Here is a 15938-nt window from a genome sequence, read left to right on the forward strand (position 1 = left end):
CGTTTTCAGACGTATGCAGTTGTGCAGCACCGTTTCACACTTGCAGGTTCTGGAGCAGGGCAACCCTTTGGGCCCAAGGAGGGCTTATGGCTACCGGAACCGTGAAGTGGTTCAACGCCGAAAAGGGCTTTGGCTTCATCGCCCAGGAGGGCGGCGGCCCGGACGTCTTCGTCCACTACTCCGCCATCAACGCGAGCGGCTTCCGTTCGCTGGAGGAGAACCAGCAGGTCTCCTTCGACGTCACCCAGGGCCCGAAGGGCCCGCAGGCGGAGAACGTCACCCCCGTCTGAGACTCCTGAGTCTCTGATCCGGACCTGAGAGCAGTACCCAAGGAGCCCCGTGCCGCCTGTCGGCAACGGGGCTCCTGCCTTTCACCCGAGAAGAAGCCGCACCGCGGAACTCAGATGTGCTGCATGACCAGCACGAACGCCGTCCCGGGCGCCAGCGCCTCGTACGAGTGCGGCACATCCCCGCGGTACGCCATGTAGTCCCCGGGCCCCAGCTCGGCCTCCTCGCCCTTCGGCCCCGCCTTGACCCGGCCGGAACTCACGATCAGATGCTCGACCGAGCCGGGGATGTGCGGCTCCGAGACCCGGGCCGCCCCGGGCTCCGCGGTGATCCGGTAGATGTCCCGCCGCGCCCCGGGTGGACTGGACGACAGCAGCGTGCCGACATAGTTCGCCTGCTCGGACGCCACCGAGGGCCCCTGCCCGGCCCGGATGATCTGCACGGACGGCGCCGGCGGCTCGACCAGCGCACTGAACGGCACCCCGAGCGCCACGGCCAGCGCCCACAGCGTCTCCACGCTCGGATTCCCGGTGCCACCCTCCAGCTGCGACAACGTCGACTTCGCGATCCCGGCCCGCTTGGCGAGCTCGGACAGCGACAGGCCTACGCGGGTCCGCTCCCGCCGCAGCGAGGCGGCGATCCACTCCAGCGGAAGTCGGGCCGGCGGTTGACTGTCGGACATATGCGTTCGCTCCATCGGTATGAACGTTCGCCTTGACGAACAAGACATCTACTGTCCACTATAAAGAACATGCGTACGACAGAGCGAACACCCCGGACCCTCCCCCTGGAGCTGATCAGAGACGCCTCCCTCGTCTGGCTCGCCAGCGGCGTCGTCGGCGTCTCCTTCGGCGCGATCTCCGTGGCCGGAGGCCTGCCGATCTGGGTGCCCGTAGTGATGTCCTTGCTCGTCTACGCGGGCTCCGCCCAGTTCAGCGCGGTCGGCGTCCTGCTCTCCGGCGGCGGCCCCCTCGCCGCGGCCGCCACCGGCCTGCTCCTCAACACCCGCACGGCCGCCTACAGCCTCGCCGTCGCGGACACCCTCGGCCGCGGCCGGCTTGCCCGCCTCCTCGGAGCCCACCTCGTCACCGACGAGACCGTCGCCTTCGCCCTCGCGCAGACCGATCCGGTACGACGTCGTACGGCGTTCTGGGTCTCGGGGCTCGGCCTGTTCGCCGTCTGGAACATCGGCGTCCTCGCCGGAGCCCTCGCGGGCGACGCCCTCGGCGACACCGCCCGCTACGGCCTCGACGCGGCCTTCCCCGCCGTCCTCGTCGCCCTGGTCCTGCCCGCGCTGCGCGCCGACACGGCCGTACGACGATCCGCGGCACTCGGCGTCTGCGTGGCGCTGCTCCTCACCCCGGTCGCCCCGGCGGGCATCCCCGTACTGCTGGCCCTGGCCGGGCTCCTCGCCTTCGGCCGGAGGCGGTCGGCATGAGCGCGACGGTCGCGATGATCCTGGCGCTGGCGGTCGGGACGTATGCCTTCCGGCTGGTCGGACCGGCGCTGCACGGGCGCGTGGAGCTGCCCGCACGCGTGCAGGAACTGCTCGCCGCGGGCGCCGTCGTCCTGCTGACCGCCCTGCTCGCCACGGGGGCGCTGACCGAGGGCGGAGGCTTCGCGGGGTGGGCACGGCCGCTCGGAGTGCTGGTCGGGGGTGTACTGGCCTGGCGGAAGGCCCCGTTCGTGGTGGTGGTGCTGGGGGCGGCGGGAACCGCGGCGGTGCTGCGCGCGTTCGGAATGGCGTAGGGATCTCAGGGGGACGAGGGCGGACGAGCAGTGCACAGGGATGAAGTGGGCATGGGGACCGAGGCCGGCAATCGATTCGCGATCAGCGTCTCGCTCGGACTGTCCCTCGGGGTGGCCCTCGGGCTGCTGCTCGGCCTGACCGTCATCGACAACCTCGGACTCGGGCTCGCCCTGGGGATCGGGCCGGGTGTGGCCGTCGGGGTCGCGGTCGGAGCCGGAGGTCTGCGGCGGGCGGCCGGGCAGGACGAGGCGCAGCCGGAGGGCTAGGGGCCTGCCCTGACCGGGCTTCCGGCCGAGCTCCCGGCCTGTTGTCAGTGGCGGCGGCTAGGGTCCGCTGCCATGACCGACTCCAACTCCGGCTCCAACTGCGACTCCGACTCCAACTTCCTGACCAGGACCCGGGTGTTCTACGACACCGTCGCCGAGGACTACGCCGAGCGGTTCCGTGACGTGCTGACGGTGACGCCGATCGACCGGGCGTTGATCGACGCCTTCGCCGAACTCGTGGGGAGAGGCGGCGCGGTGGCCGACCTGGGGTGCGGGCCCGGGCGGGTGACCGCGTATCTGGACTCCCTCGGGCTGTCGGTGTTCGGGCTCGACCTCTCGGAGTCGATGCTGGCGATCGCCCGGCGCGAGAACCCGGGGCTGCGGTTCGAGCGGGGGTCGATGCTGGAGCTGGACGTGGCCGACGGCTCGCTCGCGGGGGTCGTGTCCTGGTACTCCTCCATCCACACCCCTGTGGACGAACTCCCGCGTCTCTTCGGGGAGTTCCTGCGGGTCCTCGCACCCGGTGGCCATCTGCTCATCGCCTTCCAGGTCGGCGACGAGCCGAAGCGGCACGACAAGCCCTTCGGCCATGACGTCATCCTCGACTTCCTGCGACGGCAGCCGGAGACGGTCGTGGAGCTCCTGGAGGCGGCCGGATTCGCGCTCGTCTCACGGACGGTGCGCGAACCGGACGCTTCGGAGCTGTCGCGGCAGGCGTTCCTGATCGCGCGCAGGCCTGGGTAGACCTCGGCGGGACCTCGGCTCACAGATCCCTGGTCAGAGATCCGTGGTCAGAGATCCGTGGTCAAAGATCCCTGGCCGCGATGTAGCCGAACGTCATCGCCGGGCCGATCGTCGAACCGGCGCCCGCGTAACTGTGGCCCATCACGGCCGCGCTGGCGTTCCCGGCGGCGTACAGGCCGGGGATGACCGTGCCGTCCTCCCGCAGCACGCGTGCCCGGGCGTCCGTGCGCAGGCCGCCCTTGGTGCCGAGGTCGCCGGGGACGATACGGAAGGCGTAGTACGGGGGCAGCCAGAGAGGGGCGAGGCAGGAGTTGGGGAGGACGGAGGGGTCTGTGTAGTAGTGGTCGTAGGCGCTGTCGCCGCGGTGGAAGTCGGTGTCCTTGCCTTGCAGGGCAAGGACGTTGAAGCGGTCGACGGTCGTGCGCAGGGCGGCCGACGGGACGCCGATCGCGGTGGCGAGGGCGTCGAGGGTCCAGGCCTTCTTCGCGGCGCCCGAGGTGTACCAGTCGTCGGGGAGGACGAAGGTCGGCGCGATGTCCTTGAAGAGGTAACGGTTGCGGTAGTTCTGGTCGGTGATCAGCCAGGCCGGGATGTCGGGGTCGGTCGGATTGCGCTCGTACATGGTGTGGACGACGTCGCTGTAGGGCCCGGCCTCGTTGACGAACCGACGCCCGGCGGCGTTGACGAGGAGACCGCCCGGGAGGGTGCGTTCGGCGAGACAGAAGTACGGCTGGTCGGGGAGGGGGATGGCGGGCCCCCACCAGGCGTCCTCCATGAGCGCGAGCCCGGCGCCGACCCGCTGCCCAGCCCGGATCCCGTCACCCGTGTTCTCCTTCGCGCCGACCGTCCAGTCGACGCCGATGGGCTGCTGCTGGTACTGGGTGCGCATGGCGAGGTTGTGCTCGAAGCCGCCCGAACCGACGATCACGCCCCGTCGGGCGCGGTAGAGACCGCCGGGGACGACGGCTCCGGTGACGGTGCCGTTCTCGACGTAGAGGTCGGTGAGCGGGGTGTTCAACCGCACCGGTACGCCCGCGTCGAGGAGCCCCTTCCGCAACCCTGCCGCGAGGGACCGGCCCATGGTGAGCGGCGTCTGCCCGAGCGCGAGGGCCTTGGTCCCACGGGCCAGGCACTCCGTGGCGACGGCCAGCCCCTTCGCGCTCACCGCGGACAGGGCGAGCCACTTGTAGTCGGCACTGAAGACGACCATGCCGTCGGGGACTTCCATGTACGGCGGGTTCAGGTGGGCGAGTTCGGCGCCGAGGATGTTGCCGTCGAGGTAATCGGGCTCGATGGAACGCCCGTTGGGAAGACCGCCCGGCAACTCCGGGTAGTAGTCGCTGTACCCCTCCATCCACCGGAAACGCAGCGGGCTGTTGGCCATGACGAAGGAGATCATCGCGGGCCCGTTGGCGAGGAAGGCGGCCTGCCGGTCGGCGGACACATCGGAACCGACCACGGCGGCGAGGTAGGCGGCCGCCTTCGCGGGGGTGTCAGGAACCCCGGCGGCGAGGATCACGGAGTTGTTGGGAATCCAGATCCCGGCCCCGGAACGGGCGGCAGACCCGCCGAAGGTGGGCGCCTTCTCGAGAACGACGCAGGTGAGCCCCCGCTTGGCGGCGGTGAGCGCGGCGGTCATACCTGCGGCGCCGGAGCCGACGACCACGACGTCGTAGGTACCGAGGAGGGGGAGATCAGCGGCATGAGCGGCCTGCGGGACACCGGCGGCGGCCGCTACGGCGAGGCCGGCGGCGGCGGCGGTGCCGAGGAGCTGGCGGCGGGTAGGGCCGGGATTGGGGTTGGGACTGAGGCTGGCACTGGCGTTGGGGCTCGGGCTCGGTCTCGCGGGTTCGGTGCTCGTGGTCGTCGTCATGGGTCACTCCCGCCCGGGTACCGGGTTTCTGAGGGTGTGTCAGAAATGGGAATGTGACGCGGGGACCATGTGAAGTCAAGGGGCACGCGCCTAGCCAAAACCCCGCCCCTCCCTCACAGGAGCACGGCCACGCAGTCCTCCCACGCCGGTTCGCTGAGCAGCGGGCGGAAGCGGGTGAAGAGGGCGAAGAGGGCTGGCCCATGGTGGTTGCGGAAGGTGGGGTTCTCCGTGGCGAGGTCGAGTTCGTTGGCGGCGGTGAGTTCGACGAAGGCCTGGCGGAGCGGGAGGGCGGGGGTGTGGGTGCCGTCGGTGAAGCGGTCGCGGAACGGGGCGTCGGGGTCAGTCAGGGTGGGGTACGTGGTCTTGCGGTCGCAGCTTGCGTAGAAGTACACGAGCTCCTCCGCCTCCGCGCCGATGGCTTCCCTGAGATCAGGGCGGCGGTCGAGCGGGAGGAGCGGGTGCGGGAAGCCGTCCGTGCCGTAGAACGCGTGGCAGAGGCCTGCCAGCTGGAGGGTGGGGGCGGCGTTCCAGGCGGCCAGGCGAGCTCGTACGCGGTGGAGATGGGTGAGGAGATTGCCGCCCGGGTGGGAAATCTCCTCCGCGCCCAACTCCCTGAGCAATGCGTCCGCTTGGGCGACGGCGTCGTACGGCATCCGGGGTCCCTTCGGTCGGGTGGGTCGGCACCCGCTCCGTCCCGGGTGGGGAGCGGGTTGCCGCCCGTTGGGCCCTGGGTTGATCGTCATACAGGGGGTCGGGGCCAGTCAATCCTTGGGATTTATTGCTGGATCCAAGAGTTTGCTGGGGGTTAGCGTGGCGGCATGACCCTTGATGACCTGCGTGTGTTCGTTGCCGTGTGCCGGGCCGGGAGTCTGAGTGCGGTGGCTCGGGAGTTGGGGTGTACGCAGTCCGCGGTGAGTCAGCATGTGAAGCGGCTGGAGCGGGAGACCGGGGTCGCGTTGGTGGAGCGGCAGCCTCGGGGCGTGGTGCCGACGGCCGCCGGGCGGGTGTTGGAGGCGGCGGCGTCGGAAGGGATCTCCGGGCTGGATCTGGCCGTGCGGCAGTTGCGGGATCTCGTTGACGGGGCGAGTGGGTTTGTGCGGGTCGCTACCGGGGCTACTACCGTGCGGCATTTCATGGGGGACGCGGTCGTGGAGTTCCGGCGGCGTCATCCTCGCGTCAACCTGGAGTTCCGGACCGTCAGTTCGGGGCGCGGGAGCTTCGACGCGCTCGCTGACGGCACGTTGGATCTGGCGTGGATCACGCTCGGGCCGCCCGTGCGGGGGATCGAGCAGCGGGCGGTGGCGGAGTTGCCGTGGGTGCTGGCGGTGCGGGCGGATGATCCGCTCGCCGGGCGGGAGCGGCTGGGAGTTGAGGAGTTGGCGGACGGGGTGCGGCTCATACGGCTGCCGCCCAACTCCGCCTCGGCCGCGCAACTCGACGCATCCTGTGCGGAGTTGGGGGTTCGGTTCATCTACGACACCAACGTCGCCGACTGGGACACGGCCTTGCTGCTCGCCGAGTTGGGGGTGGGGCGGGCCGTCGTACCGGAGTTGTCCGGGCTGGCCACCACGGCGGGGTTGCGGCTGGTTCCGTTGCCGGGGCTGCGGGCGTTGCCGGTGGGGTGGGCCGTACGGCGGTGGGATGCGCTCAGTCCGCCGGCCCGGGCGTTCGCGGACACCGTGGAGCGGTTCCGGCGGACGCCCGGGCGTTAGCGGTGCCGGCCGGTGGCTGGGCTGCTGCGGGAACGTCGCCACCACCTCACCCTCTCCCCCACCCCCTGGTCCGCCTTCCCCTCACGGGAGTTGGTCGGCCAGCGACGCCAGCGCCTCCGCCGCCGCCGACGCACGGGCCGCCTCCTCCCGTACGCTCTCGTCCTCGTCCTTCTCCGCGCGAGCCCGCAGTAACGGGAGGGTCGCCGGGTGCGCGGGCCAGCCGAAGGCGAGGATCCAGAGGGCGGCGGTGCGGCCGTCGTGGTGGGGGTCGGTCAGGGCCACGCCGCGGGCGAGCTCCGCCGCGGCCTCGTCCGGCTCGTGCAGGGCGCACCACCGCAGCGCGGAGACCCGGGCGCGGACCCCCGGATCGGTGTGCGCGCGGTCCCGGAGCAGGGCGCGGGAGGCGGGTTCCGCGATCCAGTAGGTGGCGACCATGTCCAGGGCCGCGCAGCGCACCCGGACCTCGTCGTCCAGCACCGCGCGCTGCCGGAGGAAGTCCCTGGTGGCCGGGGCGTCGCCCCACTGGCGGGCGAGGATCTGGAGCGCGGAGTGGCGTACGTGGGCGCTGGGGTCGTTCAGGCAGCGGTCCATGACCACCTCGTGGGTGCCCGGACGGTCGGGGCGGTGGCCGCCGAGCAGCCGTACGGCGACGGCGCGGATCGATTCGTCGGGGTCGTCGTCGAGGAAGGCCATGACCTGGGTCCAGGTGGCCGGGTCGTCGGCGCGGTCGCGTACGAGTTGCTGGAGGCCCTGTCGGCGCAGCTGGACGTCGGCGTCCTCGGACCGGTCCGGGCGGTCCGTGAACGGGCCGTCCGGCTCGCTCGGTTCGATGGCCACGGTGCGGTCCCCCGCGTGGTGGCGCAGCAGCAGCGCGCCCGTTCGGCGGACGGCCCGGCTGGGATCGTCGGCGGCGCGTTCGCGGACGAGTTCCCAGGTGCTGTCGGAGCTACCGCGGTTCACCAGCTTGCGCAGGGCGAGGTCCCGGACCTGGGGGTCGGGGTCGGCGACGGCGCGCTCGCGGAGCAGCGGTTCGACGGCCTTCGACTCGGCGAAGTGGCTGGTCACACTGCGCAGTGCCAGCGCCCGGAACTCCGGGGCGGGGTCGGCCACCGCCCGTTCGAAGGCGAGCCGCCGGGTGCCGGGGCGGCCGGGCCACAGCCGGCACAGCACTTGCAGGGCCCGGCTGCGTACCTCCTCGGCGCTGTCGTTCACCAGGCGGTCGGCGACCAGCTCCCAGAGGCCCTTGGTGCGGTCGCCGTGCTGTCCGAGCAGGTACAGCGCGGCCCGGCGGCAGCCCGCGCTGCGGTCGGCGGTGACCCGTTCGCGCAGCAGCTCCCAGGTGTCGGGCTCCGAGGCCCAGCGCGCGGCCAGGAGTTCCATGGCCTCGGCGCGGGCGATGGCCGAGCGGTAGTGGGCGGCGACCACCCTGGTCAGTTCCCGGGTCTGGTGCACCGAGTAGGCGAGCGCGGAGGAGGCGGCCACGCTCCAGGTGAACTGGGCCCGCAGATGGAACCAGCGCAGCAGCGGGCGCCGTCCGCTCCAGTGGGCGCCGAAGCTGCCCAGGACCGGGTGCATGGTGCGGAGTTCCACGGGATAGCGGCCTTTGGGGGCGCCCTCGGAGAAGAGGGCGATCAGCTCGTCCACCACTTCCCGGCTCTGCCGCGCCAGCACTCCGATCTTGCGCACCTCGCCCAGGGCGCGCAGCGCGAGGACCAGCTGGCTGGTGTCGCTGTGTTCGACACGGCGGCGGTGCAGGGCGAGGAAGCGGTCGATGGCGGCGCCGGCCTCGCGTTCGCCGATCTGCCCGACGAGGAGCAGCAGCACCTCGTGCCAGGCGGGGTCGGCGGCCCGTCGTACGAAGACCTGGTCGATCAACTCGTCCTGGTTCCACTCGCGTTCGCGGGTGTAGCGGCGCTCGATGTCCTCCGCCGCCAGGTACTCAAGGAACGCCCGGTGCACGAATCCGTACACGCCGCCGCCGTAGTGGCTGAGGATGAAGTTCCGTTCCCGGAACTGCCGGACCATCGTGCGGGCCGCCGACACCGCCTGGGCGAGGGGGAGTTCGTACTGTTCGCGCAGGGAATCCGCGAACGTCGACAGGAGTTCGTCGCTGTGGATGTGGTTGCCGCCCAGACCGCCCCGGCCGTCCTGCATCCGGCGGGCCACGAGTCTGAGCAGTTCGTGCCGGTCCTCGTCCCCGAGGTAGGAGAGGGCCTCCGCGTCGGCGGGAGCCCGCAGATGCTTGGCGTGTTCGTCCCAGTGGGCCACCAGGACGGCGACCGCGTGCCGGTACACCCCGTGCCGGTCGCGCGGCAGTTCCCGGCGGCGGCCGATGATGGCGAGGATCGTCAACAGCAGGGGATTGCCCGCGAGTTCACCGACCGGGCGGGAGTGGGTGACGGCTTCCGTGAGGCGGCGGGAGAGGCGGTCGGCGCGTTCGGGGTCGTGCGGGCAGGCGACCTCGTACCACTGTGCGGCGAACTGGCGGATCTGCGGCCGGCTCAGGTCCTGGATCATGTGGTGCCCGAAGCCGGCGTTCTCCAGGACTCCGCGCCGGTAGCCGATCACCCGTGAGGTGACCACCACCCGGCAGCCGGCGGACCGGTACCGTCCCGCGAAGTCCGCTATCCGGTGGCCGACCTGCTCGCGCGCGGCCGGGTCGAAGAGTTCGTCGAGCCCATCGAAGAGGACGATCGCGCGCCCCTCGGCCAGGAGCCGCTCGGTGAGCGCGCGGGGCGGCGCCATGCCCTTCACGGTGTGCAGATGGTCCAGGAAGTCCTCGAAGGTGCGCTCCCGCCACTGGCCCGCCGCGTACTCCCGCAGTTCCACCACCAGGGGCACCCGGCCCCCGAGCGGGTCGAGCCCGTCCAGGGGGGCGCCACCGGTCAGGGCCAGCGCGAGCCGTCGTACCAGCGTCGACTTCCCGGCGCCCGGGTCGCCCAGCAGTACGACGCGGTCCGCGCCCGGGGCCGCCAGCACCTGGAGCACATCGCGCAGCGGCCGCTCCATGTACGCCTGCCGGATCCGCTCCAGGGTGTCCGGTTCCAGCGGCAGCTCGCCGGGCCACTCCCCGTTCTCCACCAGCCGGTTGAGGATGTCGCGCGGCAGCTCCACCGGCGGCGGGTCCTCCCGGACCTTCGGCGGCACGAACACCTCGTTCAGCTCGACCGGCGGGTGCTCCCCCTCCTCCATGGGGATCAGCACCTCCAGGTCGAGGCGCCCGTAGCACTCGTGGACGCGCCGCGCGTATTGCCGTAACGCCTCGTCGCTCTCCTCGTCCGTCGGCCCGGCCGGATCCGGCGGCGTCTGCACATACTGGTTCTCGACGTAGGTGTACGAGGCGCTGCTGTGATCCCCGGTCGCCGCGGCCATGACGTCACCCCCCGCCCCGACCGCCCGCTCCCCGCCCGCCGCCACATGATCCGAGTCGCGCCCCATGACAGGACGGTAGCGGGCGGGGGTGGGGTCGTTCGGTGATTGGCAGATCCGTTCCATCGGTGGGTGACAAACGCGCAGGTGGGCGGAGGGACGGTCTGGAACGGATCTGCCAATCAGTGAGCCGGAGGGCGCCGTCAGCGGACGTACAGGCCCTCGATCTCGTCCGTGAAGTCGCGCATCACCGTCTCCCTCCGCAGCTTCATCGACGGGGTCAGGTGGCCCTCCATCTCCGTGAAGTCCCTCGGGAGGATCGTGAAGCGGCGGATGGACTCGGGGCGGGAGACCAGCTTGTTCGCCTCGTCCACGGCTCGCTGGATGATGGCCTGCAACTCCTCGTCGCCGAGGAGGAGTTCTGCCGGGACCGGGTGTTTGCCGTTCATCTGGCGCCAGTGGGTGATGCCCTCCATGTCGAGGGTGATGAGGGCGGCCACGTAAGGGCGGCGGTCGCCTACCACCATGCACTGGGAGACCAGGGGGTGTTGGCGGAGCCAGTTCTCGAGTGGGGCGGGGGCCACCGTCTTGCCGCCCGCTGTGATCAGGAGTTCCTTCTTGCGGCCCGTGATCGTCAAGTAGCCCTCGTCGTCCAGGCTGCCGATGTCGCCCGTCGGGAACCAGCCGTCGGCCGAGGCCGGGGTGACTCCGCCCGCGTTCGGGTCCCAGTAGCCGCGGAAGATCTGGCCGCCCTGGAGGAGGATCTCGCCGTCTGCCGCTATCCGGACTCGGGTGCCGGGGAGGGGCCAACCCACTGTTCCCAGGCGGGACTTCAGGGGCGGGGTCACCGTCGCCGCGCCTGTTGACTCCGTCAGGCCGTAGCCCTCGTAGATCTCCATGCCCGCGCCCGAGTAGAAGGCGTGGAGGTTGCGGCCCAGGGGGGAGCCGCCGCTGATGATGTGGCGGACCCGGCCGCCCATGGCGTTGCGGATGCGGCGGTAGACCAGGGGGTCGTAGAAAGTGCGGGCCGTCTTCAATGCCGTACTCGGCCCGCTGCCCGTGCCCGCCTGGCGGGCCTCCGTCGCCTCGCCGTAGCGGATGGCCACGTTCGCGGCGCGGTCGAAGGCCGAGACTCTGCCGCTCAACTCCGCTTTGGCTCTCGCGCTGTTGAAGACCTTCTCCAGCATGTACGGGATGACCAGGAGGAAGGTGGGCTTGAAGCTCGCCAGGTCGGCCAGGAGGTCCTCGGATTTGAGGCTCGGCGCGTGGGCCAGGCGGACCCTGGCCCGGATGCAGGCGATCGCCACCATGCGGCCGAAGACGTGGGACATGGGAAGGAAGAGGAGGGTCGCCAGTTCCTCGTCCGAGCGGGATCGGAAGACCGGGTGGAGGATCTCGATCGCGTTGTCCACCTCGGCGAGGAAGTTGCCGTGCGAGATCGCGCAGCCCTTGGGACGGCCCGTCGTGCCCGAGGTGTAGATGACCGTGGCGAGGGTGTCGGGGCCGAGCATGCCCCGGCGTACGTCGATCTCCGCGTCGGGGGTCGTCTGGCCGAGCTCCGCCAGGCGCTCCACGTGGCCCTTCTCGATGACCCACAGGTGCTTCAGGTCGGGCAGCCGGTTCAGCTCCGGGCCGAGGGAAGCGGCCTGGGACACCGTCTCCGTCACCAGCGCCACCGCGCCCGAGTCCTGGAGGATCCAGCGGGTCTGGAAGACCGAGGAGGTGGGGTAGATCGGGACCGTCACCAGGCCGGCCGCCCATGCGGCGAAGTCGAGCAGCGTCCACTCGTAGATCGTGCGGGCCATCACCGCGATACGGTCGCCCGGTTGCAGGCCCTCCGATATCAGGCCCTTGGCCAGGGCCAGCACCTGCGCCGCGAACTCCGTCGTCGTCACGTCCGCCCAACTGCCGTCCTGCGCACGGCGGCTGAGGACGCGGTCCTGCGGCGCCACCTCCGCGTTCTCGAACGGCAGGTCCGCCAGTGAGCCATGGGTCACCGGGAACGCGACCGGCGGGACGGAGACCTCCCGGACCACGCCGTCCAGCCGCTTGATCTCCGGCTCCACCAGCACCGGTGCTCCGTCGTAGTCGGTCGCGGAGACATAAGGGAGGGACGACGACATTGGGCAGCTCCTGGGGCGCGCAGCTGGATACCGCTCTGCTGCTTAGGTACGCGCGGTGCGTACCTGGACGTTCACCGGTGGTGGGCGGCTTTGGGGGGTTACCGGCGGTTAGACGGCGATCCTAGGAGGTGCAAGTGGCGAGTTTGTGTGAGTTCGGGGCGGCTCCGGGGCTGGCTCTGTGCAATCTCTGACGCAACGTGAATCTTTGTCAGCTAGCGGTTACGGTCGTTCGAGATTCAGTACGTCACAGGGCGTTCGGGATTCCGGACTCAGTACCTCACGGTCGTTCGAGACTCCGGACTCAGCACCTCACGGGCGTTCGAGGATCGCCGTCACACCCTGGCCGCCCGCCGCGCACACCGAGATCAGGCCCCTTCCCGAACCGCCCCGCTCCGCCAGCGACTTCGCCAATGTCGCCACGATCCGCGCACCCGTCGCCGCGAACGGGTGGCCGGTCGCCAGGGAGGAGCCCGTCACGTTCAGACGCGCGCGGTCCACCGGCTCCAGGCCCGCCTTCTCCCACGCCTTCAGCGTCGCCAACACCTGTGACGCGAACGCCTCGTGGACTTCTACGAGGTCGAAGTCCCGCATCCCGAGACCGGCCCGTTCCAGCATGCGCGGTACGGCATGGGCCGGGGCCATCAGCAGGCCCTCGTCGCCGGACACGAAGTCCACGGCCGCAGTCTCGTACGCCGTGAGGTACGCCAGGGGCTCCAGCCCGCGCGCCTCCGCCCACTCCTCGGACGCCAGCAGCACGACCGCCGCTCCGTCCGTGAGGGGGGTCGAATTGCCCGCGGTCATGGTGGGGTTGGGCTGATCCAGGCCGAACACCGGCTTCAAGGAGGCGAGTTTCTCCACTGTCGAACCCGGGCGGAGGTTCTGGTCGCGCTCCAGGCCCCGGAACGGCACCACCAGGTCCTGGAAGAAGCCTCGTTCGTACGCCGCCGAGAGGCGTTGGTGGCTCGTCGCCGCCAGCTCGTCCTGGGCCTCGCGGGAGATGTCCCAGGCCTGGGCCGTCAGCGCCGCGTGTTCGCCCATCGAGAGGCCGGTGCGGGGCTCGGCGTTGCGGGGGATGTCGGGGATGAGGTGCGCGGGCCGCACGCGGGCCAGCGCCTTCAGCCGCCCGCCCGTCGACTTGGCCCGCCGCGCCTCCAGCAGGATCCGCCGCAGCCCGTCGTTCACGCCCAGGGGCGCGTCGCTCGCCGTGTCCGCACCGCCCGCGATCGCCGACTCGGTCTGGCCGAGCGTGATCTTGTTGGCGGCGGCGATGACGGCCTGGAGGCCGGTCCCGCAGGCCTGCTGGATGTCGTACGCCGGGGTCGTCGGGGCCAGTTTCGAGCCCAGGACCGTTTCGCGGGCCAGGTTGAAGTCGCGGGCGTGCTTCAGCACCGCTCCGGCCACGAACTCGCCGACGGCGCCCGGCTCTTGGAGGCCGAAGCGGTCCGTGAGGGCGTCGACGACCGCCGTCAGCATCTCCTGGTTCGAGGCGGTGGCGTACGGGCCGTCGGACCGGGCGAAGGGGACGCGGGTGCCGCCGATGATCGCGACGCGCCGTGCCGCAGGAGGCTTCGGAAGGCTCATCTCGACCTGCTCCTCAGGTGTGACATAGGATTACCTCCGGTAACCTTACTCCAGAGTAAGAAGTCTGACCGAGTGGGGAGACGGACCGTGCCCGACCGTTATCTGAGCTTCACCGGCACCGCGCCCGGCCGTTTCCTGACCCGCCGGCTCGGCCTGCCCCAGCCCGCGGCGCTGCGCCGCTGGACGCCGGAGCGGCCCGGGCTCGACGGGGGCGAGGTGCTCCACCTGAGGGCGGGCGAGACCGGCACCCCCGCCGGCCAGGCACCCGCCAGCGACTCCCCCGCCGCCGGGTCCCCCACCGGCACCCCCTCCGCCGTCGTCCTCGACGCCACCGGCGTGCGGGACGTCGACGGTCTCGCCGGGGTCCACGCGGCCCTGCACCCCGTCGTGCGGGAGGTCGCGGCAGGCGGGCGGGTCGTGGTTCTCGGTGCGCCCCTCGACCCCGCCGACCACCACCAGGCCGCCGCCCAGCAGGCCCTGGAGGGCTTCACCCGCTCCCTCGGCAAGGAGATCGGGCGGGGCAGGACCGTGAACGTCGTACGGCTCACCGACCGGGACGCCGCCGAGTCCACCCTCCGTTTCCTCCTCTCCCCCAAATCCGCCTACGTGAGCGGCCAGGTCATCGAGGTGACAGGGGCCGCGCAAGAAGTCGCCGTCGACTGGGAGCGGCCGCTCGCCGGGCGTACCGCGCTCGTCACCGGTGCCGCCCGTGGCATCGGCGCGGCCGTCGCCGAGACGCTGGCCAGGGACGGCGCCCATGTCGTCGTACTGGACGTACCGCAGGCCGAGGAGGAGGCCCGGAAGCTCGCGGAGCGCCTGAACGGCACCGCCCTGGCCCTCGACATCACCGCCGCCGACGCGGGTGAGCGGATCGCCGCCGAACTCCCGGACGGGCTCGACGTGTTGGTCCACAACGCCGGGATCACCCGGGACCGGCGGCTGGTCAACATGCCCGCCGAGCGGTGGAGTTCGGTTCTCGACGTCAATCTGGCGAGCGTGCTGCGCACCACGGACGCACTGCTCTCCGCCAAGGCGATCAAGGCGAACGGCCGGATCGTCGCCACCGCCTCCATCGCGGGGCTCGCCGGGAACGCCGGGCAGACCAACTACGGCGCCAGCAAGGCGGGCGTGGTGGGCCTGGTCCGCTCACTCGCCCCCCGCGCCCTCGCCGAGCACGGGGTGACCGTGAACGCCGTCGCACCCGGGTTCATCGAGACGAAGATGACCGCCGCCGTCCCCCTCCTCATCCGGGAAGCCGGACGCCGTATGAACTCCCTCGCGCAGGGCGGGCTGCCCGTCGACGTCGCCGAGACGACCGCGTGGCTCGCGCATCCGGCATCCGGTGCGGTGAACGGGCAGGTCGTACGGGTCTGCGGCCAGAGCCTGTTGGGGGCGTGATGACCGTCGTCCTGACCCAACTGCCGTCGCTGGGGCCGTTGTTCGCTCGCGGCGCCCTGTTCTCCGCCGTCAAACGGCCCCGACCCGACGCCGAGTTCACGCGCCCCCGGCTCGTCCTGCCCGGGCTGCGCGTCGATCTGGCGCGGCTGGCGGCGTACGAGCGGGTGTGCGGGTTCGCCACCGGCGACGACGCCCTCCCGGTGACGTATCCGCATGTGCTCGGCTTCCCGCTGGCCATGCGGCTGATGAGCGCCCGGGACTTCCCGCTGCCGCTGCTCGGGCTCGTCCACACGTCGATCGCCATCACTCGGCGTCGTGCGCTCACCGCGACCGGGGAGTACGAACTCACCGTGTACGTGGACGGCTTGGCGCCGCATCGGCGGGGGACTGAGGCGGGGGTGGTGACGGAGATGCGGGTCGGCGACGACGTCGTATGGGAGTCGCGGAGCACGTATCTGGCGCGGCACGGCAGGTCCGGAGGCCCGACTCAGGCCGAGAAGGCCGCTCCGCTCCCCACGGTCGCCGAGTGGCACCTCGCCGGGGACGTCGGCCGCCGCTACGCCTCCGCGTCCGGCGACCGCAACCCCATCCACCTCCACCCCCTCACCGCCCGCCTCTTCGGCTTCCCGCGCGCCATCGCCCACGGCATGTGGACGGTGGCCCGCTGCCTCGCCGCGCACGGTACGCCCCAAGCGGCCCTGGTACGGGCGGAGTTCAGGGCGCCGGTGCTGCTGCCGGGGAGGGTGACGTACGCGGCGGAGGGTGAGCGGTTCGAGTTGCGGGGCGGGGAGGGGCGGGTTCATGTGACGGGGAGTGTCCACGCACTCTGAACGG

The 15938-nt window shown here is 71.4% G+C and carries 14 protein-coding genes; 8 read left to right on the forward strand and 6 right to left on the reverse strand.

Features of this window, described 5'->3' with window-relative positions:
• Positions 1 to 86 precede the first annotated feature (86 nt).
• The gene (locus ABZ928_RS43800; protein ID WP_003992177.1) at positions 87 to 290 is read left to right on the forward strand and encodes a cold-shock protein; all 204 of its coding nucleotides are present in this window, start codon (positions 87 to 89) and stop codon (positions 288 to 290) included.
• Positions 291 to 400: 110 nt separating this feature from the next.
• On the opposite strand, the gene ABZ928_RS43805 is transcribed toward ABZ928_RS43800, so the two are convergent.
• On the reverse strand, positions 401 to 970 hold the full coding sequence (locus ABZ928_RS43805; RefSeq protein WP_361532300.1) for an XRE family transcriptional regulator: 570 nt from the start codon (positions 968 to 970) through the stop codon (positions 401 to 403).
• Between the two features lie 69 nt (positions 971 to 1039).
• Between ABZ928_RS43805 and mprA the strand changes: the two genes are divergently transcribed.
• The 4 genes from mprA (at position 1040) to ABZ928_RS43825 (ending at position 3048) form a co-directional block, all read left to right on the forward strand.
• Positions 1040 to 1726, forward strand: coding sequence for an MprA protease, GlyGly-CTERM protein-sorting domain-containing form (gene mprA / locus ABZ928_RS43810; protein WP_361532303.1), 687 nt, complete (start codon positions 1040 to 1042; stop codon positions 1724 to 1726).
• Positions 1723 to 2037, forward strand: coding sequence for an AzlD domain-containing protein (locus ABZ928_RS43815; protein ID WP_361532306.1), 315 nt, complete (start codon positions 1723 to 1725; stop codon positions 2035 to 2037). The genes mprA and ABZ928_RS43815 overlap by 4 nt, the downstream gene beginning before the upstream one ends.
• A 51-nt stretch (positions 2038 to 2088) precedes the next feature.
• The gene (locus tag ABZ928_RS43820) at positions 2089 to 2304 is read left to right on the forward strand and encodes a hypothetical protein (RefSeq protein ID WP_361532309.1); all 216 of its coding nucleotides are present in this window, start codon (positions 2089 to 2091) and stop codon (positions 2302 to 2304) included.
• A 72-nt stretch (positions 2305 to 2376) separates the two neighbouring features.
• Positions 2377 to 3048, forward strand: coding sequence for a methyltransferase domain-containing protein (locus ABZ928_RS43825; protein ID WP_361532312.1), 672 nt, complete (start codon positions 2377 to 2379; stop codon positions 3046 to 3048).
• 61 nt (positions 3049 to 3109) lie between these two features.
• On the opposite strand, the gene kstD is transcribed toward ABZ928_RS43825, so the two are convergent.
• Both kstD and ABZ928_RS43835 read right to left on the reverse strand, forming a co-directional pair.
• Positions 3110 to 4921, reverse strand: a complete 1812-nt coding sequence (gene kstD / locus ABZ928_RS43830) for a 3-oxosteroid 1-dehydrogenase (RefSeq protein ID WP_361532315.1) — start codon at positions 4919 to 4921, stop codon at positions 3110 to 3112.
• Positions 4922 to 5034: 113 nt separating this feature from the next.
• Positions 5035 to 5574: a DUF6817 domain-containing protein gene (locus ABZ928_RS43835; RefSeq protein WP_361532317.1), complete on the reverse strand. Its 540-nt coding sequence runs from the start codon at positions 5572 to 5574 to the stop codon at positions 5035 to 5037.
• Positions 5575 to 5739: 165 nt separating this feature from the next.
• On the opposite strand from ABZ928_RS43835, the gene ABZ928_RS43840 reads away from it, so the two are divergent.
• Positions 5740 to 6633: a LysR family transcriptional regulator gene (locus ABZ928_RS43840; protein ID WP_361532320.1), complete on the forward strand. Its 894-nt coding sequence runs from the start codon at positions 5740 to 5742 to the stop codon at positions 6631 to 6633.
• 81 nt (positions 6634 to 6714) lie between these two features.
• On the opposite strand, the gene ABZ928_RS43845 is transcribed toward ABZ928_RS43840, so the two are convergent.
• From ABZ928_RS43845 to ABZ928_RS43855, 3 genes are all read right to left on the reverse strand, one after another.
• A complete protein-coding gene (locus ABZ928_RS43845; protein ID WP_361532323.1) occupies positions 6715 to 10071 on the reverse strand; it encodes a HEAT repeat domain-containing protein in 3357 nt (1118 codons plus the stop codon).
• Between the two features lie 134 nt (positions 10072 to 10205).
• Entirely contained in the window at positions 10206 to 12125 is a 1920-nt protein-coding gene (locus ABZ928_RS43850) for a long-chain fatty acid--CoA ligase (protein ID WP_361532326.1), read from the reverse strand.
• Between the two features lie 309 nt (positions 12126 to 12434).
• Positions 12435 to 13706, reverse strand: coding sequence for an acetyl-CoA C-acetyltransferase (locus ABZ928_RS43855; RefSeq protein ID WP_361532329.1), 1272 nt, complete (start codon positions 13704 to 13706; stop codon positions 12435 to 12437).
• An 87-nt stretch (positions 13707 to 13793) separates the two neighbouring features.
• Between ABZ928_RS43855 and ABZ928_RS43860 the strand changes: the two genes are divergently transcribed.
• Positions 13794 to 15104 (forward strand): 3-oxoacyl-ACP reductase, encoded by a 1311-nt coding sequence (locus ABZ928_RS43860; protein ID WP_361532332.1) that lies wholly within the window; start codon positions 13794 to 13796, stop codon positions 15102 to 15104.
• The gene (locus ABZ928_RS43865; RefSeq protein WP_361532335.1) at positions 15104 to 15934 is read left to right on the forward strand and encodes a MaoC/PaaZ C-terminal domain-containing protein; all 831 of its coding nucleotides are present in this window, start codon (positions 15104 to 15106) and stop codon (positions 15932 to 15934) included. The genes ABZ928_RS43860 and ABZ928_RS43865 overlap by 1 nt, the downstream gene beginning before the upstream one ends.
• The last annotated feature ends 4 nt before the right edge of the window (positions 15935 to 15938 follow it).

Origin of the sequence: Streptomyces sp. NPDC046909, from assembly GCF_040644695.1 — a bacterium.
GTDB lineage: Bacteria > Actinomycetota > Actinomycetes > Streptomycetales > Streptomycetaceae > Streptomyces.

Excerpts from the sequence above, each read along its gene's own strand:
- ABZ928_RS43800 (WP_003992177.1), top strand. The coding sequence starts at position 87 with ATGGCTACCGGAACCGTGAAGTGGTTCAACGCCGAAAAGGGCTTTGGC.
- ABZ928_RS43805 (WP_361532300.1), bottom strand. The coding sequence starts at position 970 with ATGTCCGACAGTCAACCGCCGGCCCGACTTCCGCTGGAGTGGATCGCC.
- mprA (WP_361532303.1), top strand. The coding sequence starts at position 1,040 with ATGCGTACGACAGAGCGAACACCCCGGACCCTCCCCCTGGAGCTGATC.
- ABZ928_RS43815 (WP_361532306.1), top strand. The coding sequence starts at position 1,723 with ATGAGCGCGACGGTCGCGATGATCCTGGCGCTGGCGGTCGGGACGTAT.
- ABZ928_RS43820 (WP_361532309.1), top strand. The coding sequence starts at position 2,089 with ATGGGGACCGAGGCCGGCAATCGATTCGCGATCAGCGTCTCGCTCGGA.
- ABZ928_RS43825 (WP_361532312.1), top strand. The coding sequence starts at position 2,377 with ATGACCGACTCCAACTCCGGCTCCAACTGCGACTCCGACTCCAACTTC.
- kstD (WP_361532315.1), bottom strand. The coding sequence starts at position 4,921 with ATGACGACGACCACGAGCACCGAACCCGCGAGACCGAGCCCGAGCCCC.
- ABZ928_RS43835 (WP_361532317.1), bottom strand. The coding sequence starts at position 5,574 with ATGCCGTACGACGCCGTCGCCCAAGCGGACGCATTGCTCAGGGAGTTG.
- ABZ928_RS43840 (WP_361532320.1), top strand. The coding sequence starts at position 5,740 with ATGACCCTTGATGACCTGCGTGTGTTCGTTGCCGTGTGCCGGGCCGGG.
- ABZ928_RS43845 (WP_361532323.1), bottom strand. The coding sequence starts at position 10,071 with ATGGGGCGCGACTCGGATCATGTGGCGGCGGGCGGGGAGCGGGCGGTC.
- ABZ928_RS43850 (WP_361532326.1), bottom strand. The coding sequence starts at position 12,125 with ATGTCGTCGTCCCTCCCTTATGTCTCCGCGACCGACTACGACGGAGCA.
- ABZ928_RS43855 (WP_361532329.1), bottom strand. The coding sequence starts at position 13,706 with ATGAGCCTTCCGAAGCCTCCTGCGGCACGGCGCGTCGCGATCATCGGC.
- ABZ928_RS43865 (WP_361532335.1), top strand. The coding sequence starts at position 15,104 with ATGACCGTCGTCCTGACCCAACTGCCGTCGCTGGGGCCGTTGTTCGCT.